This window comes from Nocardiopsis lucentensis DSM 44048 (genome assembly GCF_000341125.1).
Classification (GTDB): Bacteria; Actinomycetota; Actinomycetes; order Streptosporangiales; family Streptosporangiaceae; genus Nocardiopsis; species Nocardiopsis lucentensis.
In genome coordinates, this window is record NZ_ANBC01000423.1 from 1 (window position 1) to 18286 (window position 18286).

Sequence of the window (18286 nt, forward strand, 5' to 3'; positions counted from 1 at the left end):
GGGCGGGCGTCACCGGTGACACCGACGCCCTGGACTCCCTCGCCCGAGGGATGCGCCGGGCCGCCCGTTCGGCGCGGATCCCGGTTGAGCGCCGACCCTACGTGCCGCATGTCACGGTCGCGCGGAGCCGCCCCCCGAGCGACCTCACCGGGACCCTCGACGCCCTCGGCGCCCTGCGCGAGAACGGCTGGCGGGCGCGTGACGTGCACCTCGTCGAGAGTCGCCCGGGATCGGCCGACCGCTACCGAACCGTCCGGAGGTGGGCGTTAGGCTGGGAAACCGATTCCGACCGATCACCGGAGCTGGACACGCCATGAGCATGCTCACCAACAACCGCAAGCAGCGCTGGCTGCTGCCCGTGGTGCTCGGTTCGATCATGCTCATCGTCGTCCTCGGAGCGCTCCTCAACTGATCCCGGCCGCGCGGGGCCGCCCCGCGACCCTCACGCGGTCGCCGAGACCAGCCCGACCGCGTGCGCCACGAGCGCCGCGTTGTCGTGCGCCTCCGTGCCGTCCGGCAGCCGCATGGTGTCCTCCAGCCCGATCCGCACGTCGTAACCGGCGGCGGCCGCGGCCTCCAGCATCGGCCACGCGGTCGCGTCAGCACCGTGCAGCATGCGCGGCCGGTCCAGCCGGGCCCGGTCCAGGAGCGAGATCACCGCGTCCGCGTTCGCGCGCGCGTCCGCCACGGCGACCTGGGTCGGTTCGACCAGGACCGCCGCCACCGGGATCTTCGTCGCGACCAGGATGCGCGCCGCCTCCACCGTCCACACCCCGGCCTCCACCGCGACCCTGCGGTCGTCCAACAGGTGCACGAGGTCGACCGACCCCGCCTCGTGCAGGTTCACCGTCACCGAGTCGGGCAGCGCGGACGACGCCCACCTCTGCACCAGGTCGTACCGGCGCCAGGGGTCGGACTCGGCGGACAGGGAGGTGGTCAGCGACACGGGCACGTCCGGTCCCTCGGCGCGCAGGTGTTCCATCAGCGGAGCGACCACCTGCGGTTCGAGCGACTCGGCGCCCCGGGAGTCACGCGGATGGATGTGGACGGCGGGCGCNCGCCTCGACGACGGCGTGCGCGTCCGCCACGAGCTGGTCCACGGACACGGGCAGGGCCGGATGCGCGCCGGGACGGCGGTCTCCGTTGAGACAGGCGACGATCCTCATGGGCCCTCCTTACGGCGCTCCGTATGCGACATGTGCCCGTTCCCCCACGGGTGCAAGCACCGCGTCGCGCGGCCCTGGCAGGATGGCGACCATGAATCGACCGCTCGCACTCGCCGTGGCCGCACTCCTCGTCGCGGCCTCGGCCACACCGGCCGCCGCCGCGACGACCGAACCGGACGACGGCGGTACCGGCGGACTGGACTACCCGCGCGGAGGGGAGGGGCCCGCGGGGTCGGAGACCGCGTTCACCCTCCAGGACCCGGGGATCGCGGAGTCGAGCGGGATCGCCCCGTCCATGCTGCACGAGGGCGTGTGGTGGACGCACAACGACAGCGGCCCCATCGAGCCCGAGGTGTACGCGGTCGACGAGAACGGCGAGACCCTCGCGACGGTCACCCTCGCCGTGCGGTTGCGCGACTGGGAGGCGATCACCGTCACCGAGGGGGCGGACGGCACCCCGGAGGTGCTCGTCGGCAACATCGGCGACAACTTCGGCGGGAGCTGGCCGAACGTCAGCGTCTACCGGTTCGCCGAACCCGAGACGCTCGCCGACGCCACCGTCGAACCCGAGGAGATCACCCTCGTCTACGCCGACGGAGGGCGCGACGCGGAGTCGATGATGGTCGACCCCCGTGACGGCCGTCTCTACGTGGTGTCCAAGGAGTTCTCCGGCGGCGTGTACGCGGCGCCCGAGGAACTGGACCCGGCCGGGGTGAACACCCTGGAGCGGATCGACTCGGCCCCGCTGTTCGCCACCGACGCGGCCTTCTCCCCGGACGGCGATCGGTACGTGATCCGTACCTACTGGGGGGCGAACGTCTACGACGCCACCGACGGCGTGCCGGGCACCGCCCTGGGGTCGTTCGAGCTCCCGGAGTCGACGCAGGGCGAGTCGATCGCCTTCACCCCCGACGGCACCGCGCTCATGGCCGGGACGGAGGGGGTGGGCGCCCCCGTGTGGCGGGTGCCGCTGCCCGACCGCTACCTGTCCGGAGAACCGGGCGAACCGGCGGAGACGGACCCCGAGCCGACGGAGACGGAGAGCGGGTCCGCGTCCGACAGCGGCTCGGGCCGGGCCGGCGCGATGCCGTTCATCCTGGGCGGCGTGGGCGTGGCCGTGCTGGTCATCGGCGGGATCGTGCTACTGGCCCGCCGGGGTTAGCGTCCCCTCCACCGAGTCCATGATCCGGCGCCAGTGCTCGCGGCGCCTCGCCCGCTCCCGCGGTCCGCCCATCCGCTCCTGGTGGAAGCGCAGGACCGAGCGCTCGCCCTTGGGGGTGACCGCGACCTGCACGGTGGTCTCCGCGCCGTCCGGAGGCCGGTGCGTGAGCCGCACGTGGTAGCGCGGCCCCTCGCGGAGGCCGCGCACCTCGCCCTCGGCGCCGTCGGCCGTGCGGTAGCCGCCACCCCGGCGCAGCTCGACCGATGGTGACGGGCCGAGCCACAGCTCCAGGCCCTCCTCGCCGGTCATGAACCGCCACACCCGCTCGGCGGGCAGGGGGAGCGTCCGGGACACGCCGATCTGGTAACCCGCGTCCCGTGTCAGTCCGACCTCTCCCATGGAATCCTCCTACTGGTTCTCGCGACGGGCGCGCAGCGCCCTCACCTTCTCGCGGTTGCCGCAGCGCTCCATCGCGCACCACCGCCGCCGTCCGGGCCGAGAGGTGTCGACGAAGAGCAGCAGGCAGTTGTGTCCGCCGCACTCGCGCACGCGGTCGGCGAAGCGGCCGGTGAACAGTTCGACGGCGTCGCGCGCGACGGTCGACAGCGCTTGCGAGGCGTCGGCGGGGCAGACCCAGGAGGCGGTCCCCCCGGGGGCCATCTCCGGCACCAGAGGCGCCTTGGCGGCGAAGCGGTTGATCTCGGCCACGTCCTCCGCCGGCAGCGCCCTGTCGTGGGCCGCCGCGCGGGTCACGCGCAGGATCGCGTCCCGCAGGCGGCGCGCGTCGCCCACGTCGCCCTCCGCCACCCCCACGTCCGACGGGCTCAGGCGGAGGCGGCACGCAGCCAGCCAGGCGCGCAGGTCGTCGGGGGCGTGCAGAACCTCCCAGCGGGCCAGTTCGTCGGGGCCGCCCGTGGTCAGCAGTTCCAGGCACAGCGCCCCCGGGTCGAACAGGTAGCTCGCCCCGTTCGGAGGGTGCATCGGTATGCCCGTTGCGCTCGCGTTCATGTAACCAGTATAACTGGAATCACTGACACGGGGAGCCCCCGGACGAACCGAAGGAGACCACCGATGGCCGTGGACTGGCAGCTCGTCGTGGACTGCGCCGAACCGCTCGCGCTCTCCCGCTTCTGGGCGGCGGCCCTGGAGTACGAGCCCGAGGACAACGACGCGCTCATCGGCCGCCTGGCGGCGGCGGGCATGGTCGGGGAGGACGACTACACCGTGGTGGACGGGCGCAGGGCGTTCATCACCCTCGCCGCGATCCGCCACCCCGACGACCCCGTGCAGGAGGGCAGCGGCATCGGCCTGGGCCGACGCCTCCTCTTCCAACGGGTCCCCGAGGGCAAGGCGGCGAAGAACCGCCTCCACCTCGACCTGCGGGTCGGGCCCGAGCGGCGCGCCGAGACCGTCGAGCGGATGGAGGGGCTCGGCGCGACCGCCGTGCGCGCGATCGAGGAACCCGGTGTCTCGCTCGTCACGATGCTCGACCCCGAGGGCAACGAGTTCGACGTCCAGTGAGTGTCGTCCCGGGCCTCCGCCTCGGCCCGGGTTCGGGCGGCCGAACGGCAACTCCTCGGGGTGGCCGCTCTATGGAATCAGGGCCCTACCCCTCCGGGGTGAGGAAGTGCTCCCGGACGAGGAAGGCGTGGCGGGAGAAGTCGGTGAACACCCCGTCCACCCCCGCCTCGAAGAAGGCCTCGTACTCAGCCGCGAAGCCCCCGTAGTCGCCCGGCTCGCCGTCCGAGCGCAGCTGCTCGGGCAGGAAGTGGTTCTCACTCCGGAACGTGTACGGGTGCACCACCAGCCCCGCCTCGTGGGCGTTCGCCACCAGGTCGGTGGGCTCACCGAGGTCGCCGTCCTCGGTGGTCGGGATCACCAGGCTCTTGTGCGGGCCGATCGCGTGCGCGAAGGAGGCGACCTCCGCCAGGCCGTCCGGGGTGGTGTAGTGCAGCCAGTGCTCCTCGGTGCCCATGAGGTAGACGAGGGGCAGCTCGGTCTCGGCGAGCTTGCGCAGGCTCTCCGCCTCGAAGGACTGGAGGAACACCGGAACTCTCGGCTCCGGGCCGGTCAGCCCCGCTTCGCGCAGGGTCGCGATCAGCGTCGGCTCCAGCTCCAGCCCCTGGGACACGTGGTAGGCGGGGTGCTTGGTCTCCGGGTAGATCCCGATCGGGCGTCCCAGCTCCTCGGTGAGCGCGAACGCGAGCTCGATGACCTCGTCCAGGGTCGGGATCTCGTAGGACCCGTCCATCATCGCGTTCATCTTGCGCACGTCCTGCAGCCGCTCCACCGCGCGCAGGGTCTTGATCTCGGCCAGGGTGAAGTCCTGGGCGAAGAACCCCTCCACCTCGTGCCCGTCGATCGTCCGCGTGGTGCGGCGGTCGGCGAACTCCGGGTGCTCGGCCACGTCGGTGGTCGCGCCGATCTCCTGCTCGTGGCGGCAGATCAGCTTCCCGTCCTTGGTGGCGACGAGGTCCATCTCGATGAAGTCGCCCCCGTACCTGGCCCCCAACTCGTAGGAGGCCAGGGTGTGCTCCGGGCGGTGACCCGACGCCCCCCGGTGCGAAATGATCGTGATCGGGAGTTCCTTCTTGTTCCTGCGCACAGCCGAACCGTCCTGGGAAGCGGAGTTAGACGACAGAGTCCTGGGGGATCACGGCCGCCCCGTGAGAGGGGCCGAAGGACCCATTCTCCCCGAGGCCGCACCCCGCTCCGACCGTGACCGACGAGCGCTCCCCGGCTCCGGCGCACCCACGGCCCGACACGCGCCCCCGGACACGGCACGGGGCCGACCGGCGACCGGTCGGCCCCGTGTGACGGACGGCGCCGCTCGGGCGGTGCCCCTCAGGACAGGCGCGAGAGCACGAAGTCCACGCACTCGGTGAGCTTGTGGACGTCGCCCGGCTCCACGGCCGGGAACATGGCGACGCGCAGCTGGTTGCGGCCGAGCTTGCGGTACGGCTCGGTGTCCACGACGCCGTTGGCGCGCAGGACCTTCGCGATCGCGGCGGCGTCGACGTCGTCGCTGAAGTCGATCGTGCCGACCACCTGCGACCGCTTGGCCGGGTCGGTGACGAAGGGCGAGGCCACCGGGGACTTCTCGGCCCAGTCGTACAGGATCGACGACGACTCGGCCGTGCGCGCGACCGTCCACTCCAGGCCGCCCCGGGTGTTCATCCACTCGAGCTGCTCGGCGAGCAGCAGCAGTGTGGCCACGGCCGGGGTGTTGTAGGTCTGGTCCTTGCGGGAGTTGGCCACCGCCGTGGTCAGCGAGAAGAACTCCGGGATGTACCGGCCGCCCGCCGCGATCTCCTCGACGCGCGCCAGGGCCCTGGGCGACATGACCGCGATCCACAGGCCGCCGTCGGCCGCGAAGCTCTTCTGCGGCGCGAAGTAGTACACGTCCGTCTCGGCGATGTCGACCGGCAGACCCCCGGCGCCGCTGGTGGCGTCCACGAGCACGAGCGCGTCGTCGTCGGCGCCCGCCACCCGCCTGATCGGGGCGGCCACACCGGTGGAGGTCTCGTTGTGCGTGAGCGCGTACACGTCCACACCGGCCTCCGCGACGGCCTCGCCGTGGCTGCCCGGATCGGTGCTGACGACGGTGGGCTCCTCCAGCCACGGAGCGCCCGCGGCGACCTTCGCGAACTTGCTGGAGAACTCACCGAACGCCAGGTGCTGCGACTTGGAGCGCAGCAGACCGTGGGCGGCGATGTCCCAGAAGGCGGTGGTGCCGCCGTTGCCGAGCACGACCTCGTACCCCTCAGGAAGGGAGAAGAGGTCGCTCACACCCGAGCGCACCCGGGACACCAGGGACTTCACCGGCTTCTGACGGTGGGAGGTGCCCATGTAGCGGGCGCCGGAGGAGGCCAGCGCCTCCAACTGCTCCGGGCGGACTTTGGACGGGCCGCTGCCGAAACGGCCGTCGGAGGGCAGCAGGTTCGCGGGAATCTGAATGTCGTCGGTCACGGTCTCCAGGGTAGTGGTGGCACCCCTGACACCGCCGGTCAGGGCGTGGATTGGCGGCGTGAACATCCGTGACGGCGGTACGGGGAATCACACGCGACCGTCCCCGTTCCCGGACGGGAGCCCGCGAGTCAGGGGTGGCGCGGGGGACACGTGACGCGAGAGGATGCCCCACGTGGACCACCGAAACCCTGCCGAACTGCGGAAACCGTACATGGGCGACCCCTTGCGCCGAGCCGACCTGGCCGACCACCCCATGACGCAGTTCCACCTGTGGTTCGACGAGGCCTACGCCTCCGACCTCGCCGAGCCCAACGCCATGGTGCTCTCCTCGGTCGAGGCCACGGGGATGCCGCGCGCCCGCACCGTCCTGATGAAGGGCTACGACCGCCGCGGGCTGCGCTTCTTCACCAACTACACCTCCCGCAAGGGTCAGGCCCTGGACGCCGATCCGCGCGCCGGCGTCGTCTTCCCCTGGCACGCCATCCGACGCCAGGTCCTCATCGCGGGGCGGGTCACCCGCCTGTCGGACGCGGAGAACGACCGCTACTTCGCCTCCCGCCCGCGCGGGTCGCAGATCGGGGCGTGGGCGAGCGAACGGCAGTCCCAGCCGGTGGCCGACCGCGACGAACTGGACCGCCTCTACGGCGAGTTCGATCACGTGTGGGCCGAGGACGAGCCGATCCCCCGCCCCGCCTACTGGGGCGGCTACCGGNAGGGCGGCGCCGACCGTATGCACGACCGTTTCGTCTACACTCCCGACGGGGCCGGGGGCTGGCGGATCGAGCGGCTCGCCCCCTGAGGAGGCGCCTCAGAGGGGCGCCCCCCGCGCGGATCGCCCCTGAGGGGCCCGGGGCCTCCGAGCGGCTCCCCGCACCCTCTCAAACCCCTCTTTCCCGCTCTTTCCCGCCGTCCCGGGCGTTCCGAGGGCGCTTCGTACGCCCGTTCGGTATATCGTGGCCCGGGCCGGGGCCGCGCACGAGCCCCAGGAGACCACGACCCCACGCGCGGGGACCCGTACCCCGGATCGGCGGGGTCCGCCGCGCCGGGGCGGACCGCCGCGCGCCGGGTCCCGACCGGATCGACGTTCGCGCAGCGTGTCCGTATCGTGAGACCTCGTCGAAAATCGGGTCGGTGCCGTCGCGATATGCTTGCGGTATCGGTGGTCGCTCCCGCGGTCCTGCGGACGTCCCGGTCCCCACTCGGCCTCTGGGAATCACGCACCCCCGGCCTGTGTTGTGAGAGACCTGCCGTGCCCGCCGTGACCACGCGACGGGCACAGAGCCTTGGGAGGGGAGACTTGACCGCACACGGGCTGATCGACACCACGGAGATGTACCTCCGGACGGTCTTCGAGCTCGAGGAGGAGGGGATCGTCCCGCTTCGGGCCCGCATCGCCGAACGTCTGCACCAGAGCGGCCCCACCGTGAGCCAGACCGTGGCCCGCATGGAGCGCGACGGTCTGCTGCGCGTCGAAAACGACCGTCACCTGGTGATGACGGCGGAGGGCCGCCGACTGGCCACCCACGTCATGCGCAAGCACCGCCTCGCCGAGCGCCTGCTCGTGGACGTCATCGGCCTCCCCTGGGAGGACGTCCACATCGAGGCCTGCCGCTGGGAGCACGTCATCTCCGAGGCGGTGGAGGAGCGGCTCGTCACCCTCCTCAACGCCCCCTCGGTGTGCCCGCACGGCAACCCCATCCCCGGACTCGACGAACTGGGGCTGGAGGACTACGCGCCGGAGCCGTTCACCGACGACTCGATCGTTCCCATGATCGACGTCGCCGGCAACGACGACATCACCGTCACCGTCCGGCGTATCAGTGAACAGTTGCAGTCGGACGCCGACATCATGCTCACCCTTCGCCGATCCGGGGTACAACCGGATCAGGAAGTGGTCCTGCGCGCCTCGGACGACGGGGTTCGCGTCACGGGCGGTGAGGCCGGGTCCGCCGAGCTTCCGGCGGATGTCGCCGGACACATCTTCGTCGCCAAACCGTGAACCGTTCGTATACGTGGATTGGTGGCACATCGGGATTGTCTCAATGCGCTGCGGGAACGTTGACGGTGTTGCTACGCTCGGCCCAAGGTGCGGTCGTTCGGGGTACCGGGAGCGGGCATGTGCGCAGCTCATGACGGCGAGGTGGCGGCTAGATGACACGGTGGGGTGAGCCCTTCCGGGAGAGTGACGCGCTCGCCACGGCCGCCGTGGTGGACCAGGCGCAGATCGCCATCGTCGTCATCGACCGATTCAGCCTGCTCAGGTACTGGAACCCCTTCGCCCGCGAGCTCTTCGGCTTCGTCGACGGCCGCGACTACGTCGGTCTCTCCCTGCTCGACATCGGAATCCACGAGTCCGACCGCGAACACGCCTCCCAACTGGCCCGCCGCGTCCTGCGCGGTGAGCCGTGGGAGGGCACCTTCGCCGTGCTCAAGGGCGACGCCAACTGGATCCACGTGCGCGCCCAGGCCGTCCCGCTGCGCAATGACGAAGGCGAGATCGACGGCATCACCCTGATCGCGCGCGAGGCCCTGCGCAGCGGCCGGGTGGAGGAGCAGTACGGTCTGCTGGAGCGGATCGGCAGCCGCCTGGCCAGCTCGCTGGAGTTCGACTCCACGGTCAAGGGCGTGGCGGGCATCCTGGTCCCGCAGTTCGCCGACCACTGCTTCATCGACCTGTACGACCACGAGCGCCTGGTCCGGCAGGTCTCGGTGCACGCCGAGGGCTGGTCCCCGCCCGCGCGCACGTGGTACGAGGTCGGCGACGAGGTCCACTACACCGAACGCCACTTCGTCACCCAGGCCCTGCGCCGCCTGGAGACCGTGGTCAGCGGCGACTACCTCCTGGAGAACTCGCCCAACGACCGGTCCAACCTCGTCTCCCGCCAGGTCGGCGTCACCTCCGCGATCGCCGCCCCGCTGCGGGCGCGCGGCGAGGTGCTCGGCGTGCTGACCCTCGCACTGTCCGGGCTCTCGCCCCGGCAGAAGAGCACCTACGGTGGGTTCGACCGCGACCTGGTCGGCGCGATCGCCTCGCGCGTGGCCCTGGCCATCGACAACGCCCGGCTGTTCGAGGAGGAGCGCAGCACCGCGCTGGCCTTCCAGAACAGTCTGCTGCCGAGCAGCTTCCCGCAGCTCGACGGCCTCACCGTCGCGCACCGCTACCTGCCGGCCGGGCCGCTGCAGGCCCACGGTTACGGCGTGCAGACCCAGGTCGGCGGCGACTTCTACGACGCCATCCCGCTGTCCGCCGGACGCGTGGGCCTGGTCATCGGCGACGTGGAGGGGCGTGGTCCGCACGCGGCGGCCGTCATGGGCCAGCTCCGCGCCGCCCTGCGCGCGTTCGCCCAGGCCGACCGCGAACCCGCCGACATCCTCCGCGAGCTCGACGAGTGGGTCCGCCAGCTCGGCCAGCCCGACGGCGACGGCGGCACCTGGATCCCCAGTGTGAGCTGCCTCTACATGGTCTACGACGCCTGGTCGCGGGAGCTGTCCTACGCCAACGCCGGGCACGCCTCGCCCCTGCTGGTCACCTCCGACACGGTCGAGACCCTCGACCTGGAGGTCACCGACCGCATGTTGGGCGTTCGCGCGCGCGGCGCCGCCGGCGAGGACATCGTCTACCACCAGGCCGACCTGCGGCTCCCGATCGGGGGCACCCTGGTCCTGTACACCGACGGCCTGGTGGACCGGCGCCCGGCGGGCGGTCGCCCCGACCCGGAGGGGGCCCTCCTCCGCCTGGCCGAACGCGTCACCGAGGTCGCGGACAAGGACGTCGAGCAGATCGCCGAGGCGGCCGTGCACAGCGTGCCGGGCGAGATGGACGACGACACCGCGCTCCTGGTCGTGCGCACCCACTCCGACGAGCTCGCGCTGCGCGAGGGCTGGTTCCAGTCCGAGGCCTCCACCGTGGGCGAGGCGCGCCACCTGGCCGCCAACACGTTCGCGGAGTGGGGGATGGACCGCGACCAGGCGGAGCTGGCGTGCCTGCTGGTCTCGGAGATCGTCACCAACGTCGTCATCCACGCCACCCCGCATCCGGTGCACCGCGAGTTCACGGGCAACGGGGTCATGGACTCCGAGACCCCCTTCGACGGCGGCGTCGCCGACGAGTTCGACGAGGACTGGACCGACCTGCTGGAGGAGGCCGCCTCCACCGACGAGTCGAACGAGGACCCGGCGGAGAAGGAGTTCCTGCTCCGCCTGCGCCGTGGCGCCTCCGCCGTGTGGGTGGAGGTCTTCGACCACGATCTGAGGCTGCCCCGCATCCGCAGCGCCGCCGCGGACGACGAGGGCGGGCGTGGGCTCTACCTCGTCGAGCAGCTCGCCGCGCGCTGGGGTTCGCGGCCCACCCCGGACGGCAAGGCGGTGTGGTTCGAGATGCCGATGCACGGTGAGGACGCCGAGGAGCGGGCGGACGAGGACCGGACGGAAGGCGCCTCGGCCGAGGGCCCCGTCTGATCCGGCTCGGTGAGGGCCCCGGTCCCCCGGGCCCGATCCCGCCGGCGAACGCCGGGGGAAATCCCCGTCACACTCCTTGTCCTTCTCGGGCACGCTGAGTAACGTGCGCCCTGACGCGTGCCCCCGCGCGTGACCGGTTCCCCCCGCCGGAAGGACCCCCATGACCCGCCCCCCGCGGTTCGGCGCCCGCGCCCTCCTCGCATCACTGCTCCTCGTCCTCGCCCTCCCCGGCGTCGCGCTCGCCGCCCCGCCGTCCGCCCTGCCCACGAGTCACACCGAGGCCGAAGGGCGGTGGCAGCCCGCCTTCGACTACGACACCGACGGCTGCTACCCCACTCCCGCCATCGGCCCGGACGGCACCCTGAACGGAGGGCTGAACACCTCCGGCGCGCTCAACGGGAACTGCCGCGACGCCCACGACCTGGACAACACGAACTCCTACTCCCGCTCCCGCTGCGACGCCAGCGGCTGGTGCGCGTACATGTACGCCCTGTACTTCGAGAAGGACCAGGTCCTCCCCGGTTGCTGCGGGCACCGGCACGACCTGGAGCACGTCGTGGTGTGGGTCCAGGGCGGCGAGGCGCGGTACGTGTCCGCCTCGGCGCACGGCGAGTACGACACCCGCCCCGCCTCGGATGTCCTGTGGGAGGGCACGCACGCCAAGATCGTCTACCACAAGGACGGCTGGTCCACCCACGCCTTCCGGTTCGCCGCCGGGCACGACGACCCGCCGGAGAACCACCACGGCGTGTGGCAGTACCCGGACCTGGTGGGCTGGGACCACTTCCCGCCGGGCATCCGCGACGTCCTCACGTCGGCGGACTTCGGCAGCGCCCAGCTCGACCTCAGGGACGACCGGTTCGCCGGCGCGCTCGAGCGGGCGATGCCCCCGGGGATCGACTTCGACCCCCACGCCGTCGGCTGAGCCCTCGCCCGGCCGCGGCGGTCACGCGCGCTCCGGCGCCCCGGCGAGATGGTCGTTGACGCGGCGGAGCAGGGCGAACAGCTGCGCGCGCTCGTCGCGGCCGAGCGGGGCCATGATGTGCTCGTTGACGTCGTCCAGGACTCGGTCGAGTTCGGCGAGGCGACGCTCGCCGTCGTCGGTGATGGTGATGACGTTGCGGCGCCCGTCGGCCGGGTCGGGCGCGCGGCGGATCCAGCCGCCGCGCGCGAGAGCGTTGAGCACCGCGACGAGGTCGCTCTTGTAGATCCGGGTGCGGTCGGAGAGGGCCGCCTGGCTCGCGGGGCCGAACTCGGCGAGGGCGGCGAGCACCACGAAGTCGTCCTTGTGGGCGCCCACCGCGCGGAGCGCGTCGCCCGCGGCGCGCCGCGTCTGGACGGCCGTCATCCCGACGAGGCGCGAGAGTTGGCCCCTGAGCCGCTCGGGGGTCCGGTCGCCGTGGTCGAATCGCAGTTCGTCGCCGCTCTCCATGCGGGCAGCCTACCCCGCTTGTGTTAGGGACACTAACGATGTATTTTCGTTCGCGAGGTTAACGTTAGTGATTCTAACTATTTGAGGGGTCACCATGGCCGACACCGAGACCCTGGTCCGTGGACTCGCGGACCGCGCCGAACTGGCCGACCTGGTCGCCCGCCACAGCCTGTGGATCGACGAGGGCCGCTACGACGAGACCGACCGGCTCTTCACCGAGGACGTCGTCGTCCGGTCCCCCCGCGGGGAGGCCCGCGGCATCCCCGCGCTCGTCGAACTCGCCCGCTCCGGCCATGACCGCTACCAGCGGACCATGCACTCCAAGGCCAATCTCGTCATCGAGGTCGACGGTGAGACCGCCGCGGTGCGGGCCCACGACGTCGCCGTCTTCGTCATCGACGACACGACGGAGGCTCTCGCGGCCGGGGTCCACCGCTACCGTGCGCGCCGTACCGGGGACGGCTGGCGCTTCGACCGCCTGGAGGTCACCCCGGTCGCGCTGACCGAGGCCCTCGGCCGGGCCCTCTGAGGTGTGTTCCGCGCCCGCTGCTCGGCGTGCGGCGTCTTCTGGACAAGTCGTAATACTCGTATTACGCTGATGTGATGGCGAAGGTGAGAATCAGTATCAGCCTTGATCCGGATGAAGCCGATCGCGTCAGGTCACACGCTGATCGTGCGGGGATGGATGTGTCGTCCTACCTCGTCAACGCCGCGATCCGTCAGATGGCCGAAGTCGAGGCGGCGGAGGCGGAGTTCGCGGCTGTCGACGCGCTGATCGCCGATGCCGAAGGGCGGGCCGAGCACTACGGGCCCGTCGACGATGCGGACGCCGAGTCGCTGAGTGCGGATGAACGCCGTGAGGTCGACGAGGCGATGCGTCTGGTCTACGGTGCCGGAGAAGCTCCGGGCCGGAGCCGGGGCGAGGTGGCGTGAGCGTCCGCGTGCCCGTTTACGACACAGGGATGCTCATCGCGTTGGCCGCGCGTAAGGCCAAGGCGGTCCAGATACACCGGGGGCTCGTTCGGGCCCCGCACCGTCCTGTGGTCCCCGGCCCGGTTCTGGCCCAGGTGTGGCGTCCGGACCCGGCGACCGTGCACGCCGTGAGCGCCGTCCTGAAGGAGTGCACGGTGCCCCAGGCCCGATCGTCCTCGTCCGCCCTGCGGCCCACGAGTGCGGGGCAGGCGGAGTGCATCGCGTGCGCGACCGCTCCGGACATCACCGACTGGCGGCGCGTCGGCACGGTGCTGGGTGTGGCGGACCTGCCCGCGAAGAAGTGTCCGGACGCGGTGGACGCCCTTGTCGCGTGGGTCGCCGTGAAGCATCGGAGCGCCGTGGTGTTCACCAGCGATCCCGCGGACATCACCGCCTACGTCGAGGCGATCGGTGCCGATGACGTGCACGTGGTCGCGGTGTGACGTCCCGGGCGTACCGACCGGGGCGAGGTGGCGTGGGCGTTCGTGTGCCCGTTGACGACGTCCGGCGGGCTCAGCGCCAGGACCACGCCCACAGCAGCAGGCACACGAACACGAAGAAGACCACGATCCCGCTGGTCGTCCACGGGATGTGCACCTTGGGCCGGAGCTTGCGCACGCCGATGACGAGCAGTACGACCAGCAGGCCCATGACGATGAGGCCGTCCCACGCACCGCTCATGACCGATCCGACCCTTCCCGAACGGGGGCTGTCTCACAGGCCCAGGCCGCGTCCCACGATCTCCTTCATGATCTCGGTGGTGCCACCGTAGATCGTCTGGACGCGGGCGTCCTGCCAGGCCTTCGCCACCGGATATTCCATCATGTACCCGTACCCGCCGTGAAGCTGGAGGCAGCGGTCCATCACCCGGTTGCACATCTCGGTGGTCCACCACTTGGCCATGGCGGCGTCCTCGACGGTGAGTTCGCCCCGGTTGAGCAGCTCGACGCCCCGGTCGACGTACACCCGCGCCATGTCCACCTCGGTGGCCATCTCGGCCAGGGCGAAACGCGAGTTCTGGAAACGCCCAATCGGGCGGCCGAAGGCCGTGCGTTCCCGGCAGTACTCGATCGTGTGCTGGAGCATCGCGTCGGCGGAGGCGGTCGCGCAGGTGGCGATGGACAGCCGCTCCTGCGGCAGATTCCGCATCAGGTGGATGAACCCCTGGTTCTCCGTCCCGACGAGGTTGGTGACCGGCACGCGCACGTCCGAGAAGAAGAGCTCGGCGGTGTCCTGGGCCTTCATCCCGACCTTGTCCAGGTTGCGCCCGCGCTCGAAGCCGGGAGTCGCGCGCTCGACGGCGACGAGCGAGAAGCCCTGGGCGCCCGCGTCGGGGTCGGTCTGGCAGACCACGATCACGACGTCGGCGTTGACGCCGTTGGTGATGAAGGTCTTCTGCCCGTTGACGACGTACTCGTCGCCGTCCCGCACGGCCGTGGTACGGATCCCCTGGAGGTCGCTCCCGGTCGAGGGCTCGGTCATGGCGATCGCCGTGATCAGCTCGCCGCTGGCGAACCCCGGCAGCCACCGGCGCTTCTGCTCGTCGGTGGTCAGCCCGACCATGTACGGGGCCATGACGTCGTTCTGGAGGGTGATGCCCAGGCCGCTGGCGTGCGCGCGGCAGATCTCCTCGTTGACGATCGTGTTGTACCGGTAGTCGTGGATCCCGGTGCCGCCGTACTCCTCGGGCACGCCGTGGCCGAGCAGGCCGACCTCGCCCGCCTTCGTCCACACCTCCCTGGGCACGATCCCGTCCTTCTCCCACTGGTCGTGGAAGGGAACCACCTCGCGTTTGAGGAACTCCCTCACGCTCTCGCGGAAGAGGTCGTGGTCGGAGTCGAAGAGTTCCCGCTTCATGTGCTGCCCCGAGAGTGTCGTCGGTCACGTTCGCTCACACGTTAACCGAATCGGATTCGGTTTTGAAGGGGGCGGGCAAGCGCGGGCAAAGGTTCCCGCGGACGGGGCGATTCCCCCGCTCCCCTGACCCGGCCGCTTCCTACCGTTGCCGGAGGGGCCGCCGTCGCCGGGAGACGGCCCGGGCGGGGGGAGTACCGATGGTGCGGAGCAGGGGCGACCGGCGGGAACGGCAGGGTGCGCGTATCGCGGTCATCATGACGGCGCTGATGCTGAGCGTGCTGCTCTCGGCGCTGGACCAGACCATCGTGTCGACCGCCCTGCCGACGATCGTGTCCGACCTGGGCGGGCTCAACCACCTGTCCTGGGTGATCACCGCCTACCTGCTCGCCGTCACCGCCAGCACCCCGCTGTGGGGAAAACTCGGCGACCAGTTCGGCCGCAAGAAGCTCTTCCTCGGCTGTATCTCGGTCTTCGTGGTCGGCTCCGCCCTGTGCGGGACGGCACAGGACATGCTCCAGCTCATCATCTTCCGGGGGATCCAGGGGCTCGGCGGGGGCGGCCTGATGGTGCTGGCCGCGGCGATCATCGGCGACGTCGTCTCAGCCCGGGAACGCGGGAAGTACCAGGGGCTGTTCGGGGCCGTGTTCGGTGTCGCCAGCGTCGCCGGTCCACTGATCGGCGGATTGTTCGTCGACCACCTGAGCTGGCGCTGGGTCTTCTACGTCAACCTGCCGCTGGGGATCGTCGCCTTCCTCCTCGTGCTCGCGGTCCTACCCCAGCACCGTCCGGAGGGCCGGGGGCACGTGGACTACGCGGGGATCCTGCTGCTCGCCGCCACCGCCGTGTGTCTGACGCTCGTGGCCGCCTGGGGAGGGTCGATGTACCCCTGGACGTCGCCGGTGATCCTCGGGCTGGCGGTCGCCGCGGTGGCCCTGGGGGCGGGCTGGTGGTGGACGGCCGGCCGCGCCGAGGAGCCGGTGATGCCGCTCGGGCTGTTCCGCGACCCCGTGATCGTGGTCCCCATGGCCATCAGTTTCTGCGTGGGGGTCGCGATGATGGGCTCGATGGCCTTCCTCCCGCTTTTCCTCCAGGTGGCGCACGGTCTCTCGCCCACGGCCTCGGGCCTGTACCTGCTGCCGATGGTCGGCGGCCTGTTCCTGACCTCGATCGGCAGCGGCCGCCTGGTCGCCCGCACCGGTCGCTACAAGGTCTTCCCGGTGGTGGGCATGGCGGTGACGTCGGTGGGGCTGTTCCTGCTCTCGACCATGGGGCCGGACACCGCCGACGCGGTCATGGGCGCCTACTTCTTCGTCCTCGGCTTCGGTCTGGGGCTGGTGATGCAGGTGGTGATGCTGGCCGTGCAGAACGGGGCCGAGTACCGCGACCTGGGCGTGGCCACGTCCTCGGTCACGTTCTTCCGGTCGATCGGCGGCTCCTTCGGGACCGCCGTGTTCGGTTCGGTGTTCGCCGGGCGGTTGGCCGCCAACCTCGCCGACCGCGCCGAGCAGATCCAACTCCCGCCCGGAGTGGACATCTCCATGCTGGAGAGCGATCCGCGCACCGTGGACCAGCTGTCCCCCGAGACGCAGGCCTCGTTCCTGGGGGCCTACGCCGACGCCGTCGACACCGTGTTCCTGTGGGCGGTGCCCGTGGCGCTGGCCGGGTTCGTCCTCGCGGTGTTCCTCCGGCAGGTCCCGCTGCGCGCCACCGTGGAGTCCCCGGATCTGGACGAGGCCGTCTCGCCGGTCGTCGCCGCAGGACGCGGCCCCCTCGCGCACGTGGAGAAGGCGGTGTTCCGACACTGCGGCAGGGAGGGTGCCCGCGGGATGTACGACCGCCTGCGGGAGGCCAGCGGGTTGTCGGTCTCCTCGGAGGCGTGCTGGGTGCTCAGCCACCTGGGAACGATGGGACCGTTGAGCAGGGAGGAGGAGGAACGGGTCGCCAGTGTCTCCAGTGAGTGGTGGGAGCGGATCCACCGGGAGCTGCTGGAGGCCGGGTACCTGGCCGAGGAGGGCGGGCGCTGGGAACTCACCCGGAGCGGGGTCGAGGCGGCGAGGGCGGTGTTCGACGCCCAGCGCACGGCGCTGCGGTCGCTGCTGGCCGACTACGGCCCGGACGAACACCCGGAGGTGGTGGCCGCCGTGGAGCGGATGACCGCCGACACCCTCGGGGACGACGAGGACGCCGAGGCCCTCGGCAGGGACCCGGGCACCCGGGGGGCGTAGGCAGTGTTTTTGGGGCCCGCCGCTTCGCTTCGGCCCGCCCGTCGCCCTCCACCACCCTCAACGGACGGCCTTCGGCCGCGGAACCTCCCTCTTCGTCGCCCTCCACCGCCCTCAACGGACGGCACCCCTCTCGGGTGACCGTTCCAGAAAACAGGCCTAGCCCGGCCTCCTCGGGGGATCATGGCGGGTGCGTTGCCCCCTGAGAGAGTGAGTTCGATGGCCCCCGCATCCCGTTCCCCCAAGCGCCGGCGTAGGAGTGACAAGCGCCGTTCCGCCGAGCACAGACGCAAGCGCGCCGCGCGGCGTGCCGCCGAGCGCCGACGGGAGTTCGACCGGCGCCGTCCCGCCGGCGCCGGGCACCGGGGGGAGCGCGACGCACCCCGCGCCACCGGACGCCGCCGGGAACACGAGAGGCGCCGTGCCATGGCCGTCCTCGCGGGGTGCGTCGCGCTGCTGCTCCTGCTCGGCCTCGGCGTCTACCTCCTCGGGGACTGGGAGTCCCCGCCGGACGAGTGGCGTGTCACGGGGTTCGACGCCCAGGTCACCGTGCACGCCTCGGGATCGGTCGACATGGTCGAGACCGTCACCTACGACTTCGGGGACCGGCCCTCCCACGGCCTGACCCGGGAACTGCCCGAGACCGGGTGGATCGACGACTACGGATGGCGCGACTTCGGCCTCACCGACGTCCGGGCCCAGAGCGCCGACGGCCTGCCGGTGGAGATCAGTCCCGGCGAGGGCGACCCTCGTGCGGAGAGTCGGACCGTCGTGCGCGTCGGCGACTTCGGGGCCGACCCGGAGCTCACCGGTGAGCACGTCTTCGAGATCGCCTACACCTACGAACGGCTCACCACACCGGGTGCGGACGGCGGGGCGCGCTACTACGCCGACATCGTCGGCAGCGGGTGGAGTGTCCCCGTCGAGTCGGCCACCGCGGCGTTCCACCTGCCCGACCTGGCAGACCTGCCCGACCCGGACGAATCGGAGGAGGCGTACGACGCGATCGACGCCGCCTGCCACGCGGGTGACGTCGGCGACCGCGGCG

Annotated in this window: 19 protein-coding genes and 1 pseudogene; 12 read left to right on the forward strand and 8 right to left on the reverse strand. The window is 71.4% G+C overall.

Annotation, left to right across the window (positions count from 1 at the left end):
• The coding region (locus D471_RS0114875; protein WP_017599345.1) for a 2'-5' RNA ligase family protein at window positions 1–317 on the forward strand (317 nt) is incomplete at its 5' end.
• A gap of 125 nt (window positions 318–442) precedes the next feature.
• Here the strand turns inward: D471_RS0114875 and D471_RS34545 are convergent.
• Window positions 443–1166: pseudogene (locus D471_RS34545) on the reverse strand (3-keto-5-aminohexanoate cleavage protein).
• 91 nt (window positions 1167–1257) lie between these two features.
• On the opposite strand from D471_RS34545, the gene D471_RS0114890 reads away from it, so the two are divergent.
• On the forward strand, window positions 1258–2328 hold the full coding sequence (locus D471_RS0114890; protein ID WP_017599349.1) for a hypothetical protein: 1071 nt from the start codon (window positions 1258–1260) through the stop codon (window positions 2326–2328).
• Here D471_RS0114890 and D471_RS0114895 read toward each other — a convergent pair.
• Both D471_RS0114895 and D471_RS0114900 read right to left on the reverse strand, forming a co-directional pair.
• Window positions 2308–2727, reverse strand: coding sequence for an SRPBCC family protein (locus D471_RS0114895; RefSeq protein WP_017599350.1), 420 nt, complete (start codon window positions 2725–2727; stop codon window positions 2308–2310). The genes D471_RS0114890 and D471_RS0114895 overlap by 21 nt on opposite strands.
• Before the next feature lie 9 nt (window positions 2728–2736).
• Window positions 2737–3336 (reverse strand): CGNR zinc finger domain-containing protein, encoded by a 600-nt coding sequence (locus D471_RS0114900; RefSeq protein WP_026127745.1) that lies wholly within the window; start codon window positions 3334–3336, stop codon window positions 2737–2739.
• A gap of 63 nt (window positions 3337–3399) precedes the next feature.
• Here D471_RS0114900 and D471_RS0114905 point away from each other — a divergent pair, with 63 nt between their 5' ends.
• On the forward strand, window positions 3400–3849 hold the full coding sequence (locus D471_RS0114905; RefSeq protein WP_017599352.1) for a VOC family protein: 450 nt from the start codon (window positions 3400–3402) through the stop codon (window positions 3847–3849).
• An 85-nt stretch (window positions 3850–3934) separates the two neighbouring features.
• On the opposite strand, the gene D471_RS0114910 is transcribed toward D471_RS0114905, so the two are convergent.
• Together D471_RS0114910 and serC are read right to left on the reverse strand one after the other, a co-directional pair.
• Window positions 3935–4933: a glycerophosphodiester phosphodiesterase family protein gene (locus D471_RS0114910; protein ID WP_017599353.1), complete on the reverse strand. Its 999-nt coding sequence runs from the start codon at window positions 4931–4933 to the stop codon at window positions 3935–3937.
• 239 nt (window positions 4934–5172) lie between these two features.
• Window positions 5173–6297: a phosphoserine transaminase gene (gene serC, locus D471_RS0114915; protein WP_026127746.1), complete on the reverse strand. Its 1125-nt coding sequence runs from the start codon at window positions 6295–6297 to the stop codon at window positions 5173–5175.
• A 172-nt stretch (window positions 6298–6469) separates the two neighbouring features.
• On the opposite strand from serC, the gene pdxH reads away from it, so the two are divergent.
• The 4 genes from pdxH to D471_RS0114935 all read left to right on the forward strand — a co-directional run bounded on the left by pdxH (window position 6470) and on the right by D471_RS0114935 (window position 11680).
• The gene (gene pdxH, locus D471_RS0114920) at window positions 6470–7096 is read left to right on the forward strand and encodes a pyridoxamine 5'-phosphate oxidase (RefSeq protein WP_017599355.1); all 627 of its coding nucleotides are present in this window, start codon (window positions 6470–6472) and stop codon (window positions 7094–7096) included.
• 498 nt (window positions 7097–7594) lie between these two features.
• Window positions 7595–8296, forward strand: coding sequence for a metal-dependent transcriptional regulator (locus D471_RS0114925; protein ID WP_017599356.1), 702 nt, complete (start codon window positions 7595–7597; stop codon window positions 8294–8296).
• A gap of 152 nt (window positions 8297–8448) precedes the next feature.
• Window positions 8449–10755: a SpoIIE family protein phosphatase gene (locus tag D471_RS0114930; protein ID WP_017599357.1), complete on the forward strand. Its 2307-nt coding sequence runs from the start codon at window positions 8449–8451 to the stop codon at window positions 10753–10755.
• 160 nt (window positions 10756–10915) lie between these two features.
• Window positions 10916–11680 (forward strand): NPP1 family protein, encoded by a 765-nt coding sequence (locus D471_RS0114935; RefSeq protein WP_017599358.1) that lies wholly within the window; start codon window positions 10916–10918, stop codon window positions 11678–11680.
• A gap of 21 nt (window positions 11681–11701) precedes the next feature.
• On the opposite strand, the gene D471_RS0114940 is transcribed toward D471_RS0114935, so the two are convergent.
• Entirely contained in the window at window positions 11702–12187 is a 486-nt protein-coding gene (locus D471_RS0114940; protein WP_017599359.1) for a MarR family winged helix-turn-helix transcriptional regulator, read from the reverse strand.
• A 94-nt stretch (window positions 12188–12281) separates the two neighbouring features.
• Here D471_RS0114940 and D471_RS0114945 point away from each other — a divergent pair, with 94 nt between their 5' ends.
• From D471_RS0114945 to D471_RS0114955, 3 genes are all read left to right on the forward strand, one after another.
• A complete protein-coding gene (locus D471_RS0114945) occupies window positions 12282–12716 on the forward strand; it encodes a nuclear transport factor 2 family protein (protein ID WP_017599360.1) in 435 nt (144 codons plus the stop codon).
• Window positions 12717–12790: 74 nt separating this feature from the next.
• Window positions 12791–13120, forward strand: a complete 330-nt coding sequence (locus tag D471_RS0114950) for a plasmid mobilization protein (protein ID WP_026127747.1) — start codon at window positions 12791–12793, stop codon at window positions 13118–13120.
• Window positions 13117–13602 carry a hypothetical protein gene (locus D471_RS0114955; RefSeq protein ID WP_026127748.1) on the forward strand — a complete coding sequence of 162 codons (486 nt, stop codon included), beginning with the start codon at window positions 13117–13119 and terminating at the stop codon, window positions 13600–13602. The genes D471_RS0114950 and D471_RS0114955 overlap by 4 nt, the downstream gene beginning before the upstream one ends.
• A gap of 70 nt (window positions 13603–13672) precedes the next feature.
• On the opposite strand, the gene D471_RS40845 is transcribed toward D471_RS0114955, so the two are convergent.
• Entirely contained in the window at window positions 13673–13840 is a 168-nt protein-coding gene (locus D471_RS40845; RefSeq protein ID WP_017599363.1) for a hypothetical protein, read from the reverse strand.
• Between the two features lie 33 nt (window positions 13841–13873).
• The gene (locus tag D471_RS0114965; RefSeq protein ID WP_017599364.1) at window positions 13874–15016 is read right to left on the reverse strand and encodes an acyl-CoA dehydrogenase family protein; all 1143 of its coding nucleotides are present in this window, start codon (window positions 15014–15016) and stop codon (window positions 13874–13876) included.
• Window positions 15017–15213: 197 nt separating this feature from the next.
• Here D471_RS0114965 and D471_RS0114970 point away from each other — a divergent pair, with 197 nt between their 5' ends.
• Together D471_RS0114970 and D471_RS0114975 are read left to right on the forward strand one after the other, a co-directional pair.
• Complete coding sequence (locus tag D471_RS0114970) at window positions 15214–17241, forward strand: MDR family MFS transporter (protein WP_017599365.1); 2028 nt, start codon at window positions 15214–15216, stop codon at window positions 17239–17241.
• 216 nt (window positions 17242–17457) lie between these two features.
• Window positions 17458–18286 (forward strand): DUF2207 domain-containing protein (locus D471_RS0114975; protein WP_161630097.1); only part of this gene is annotated, 829 nt, incomplete at its 3' end.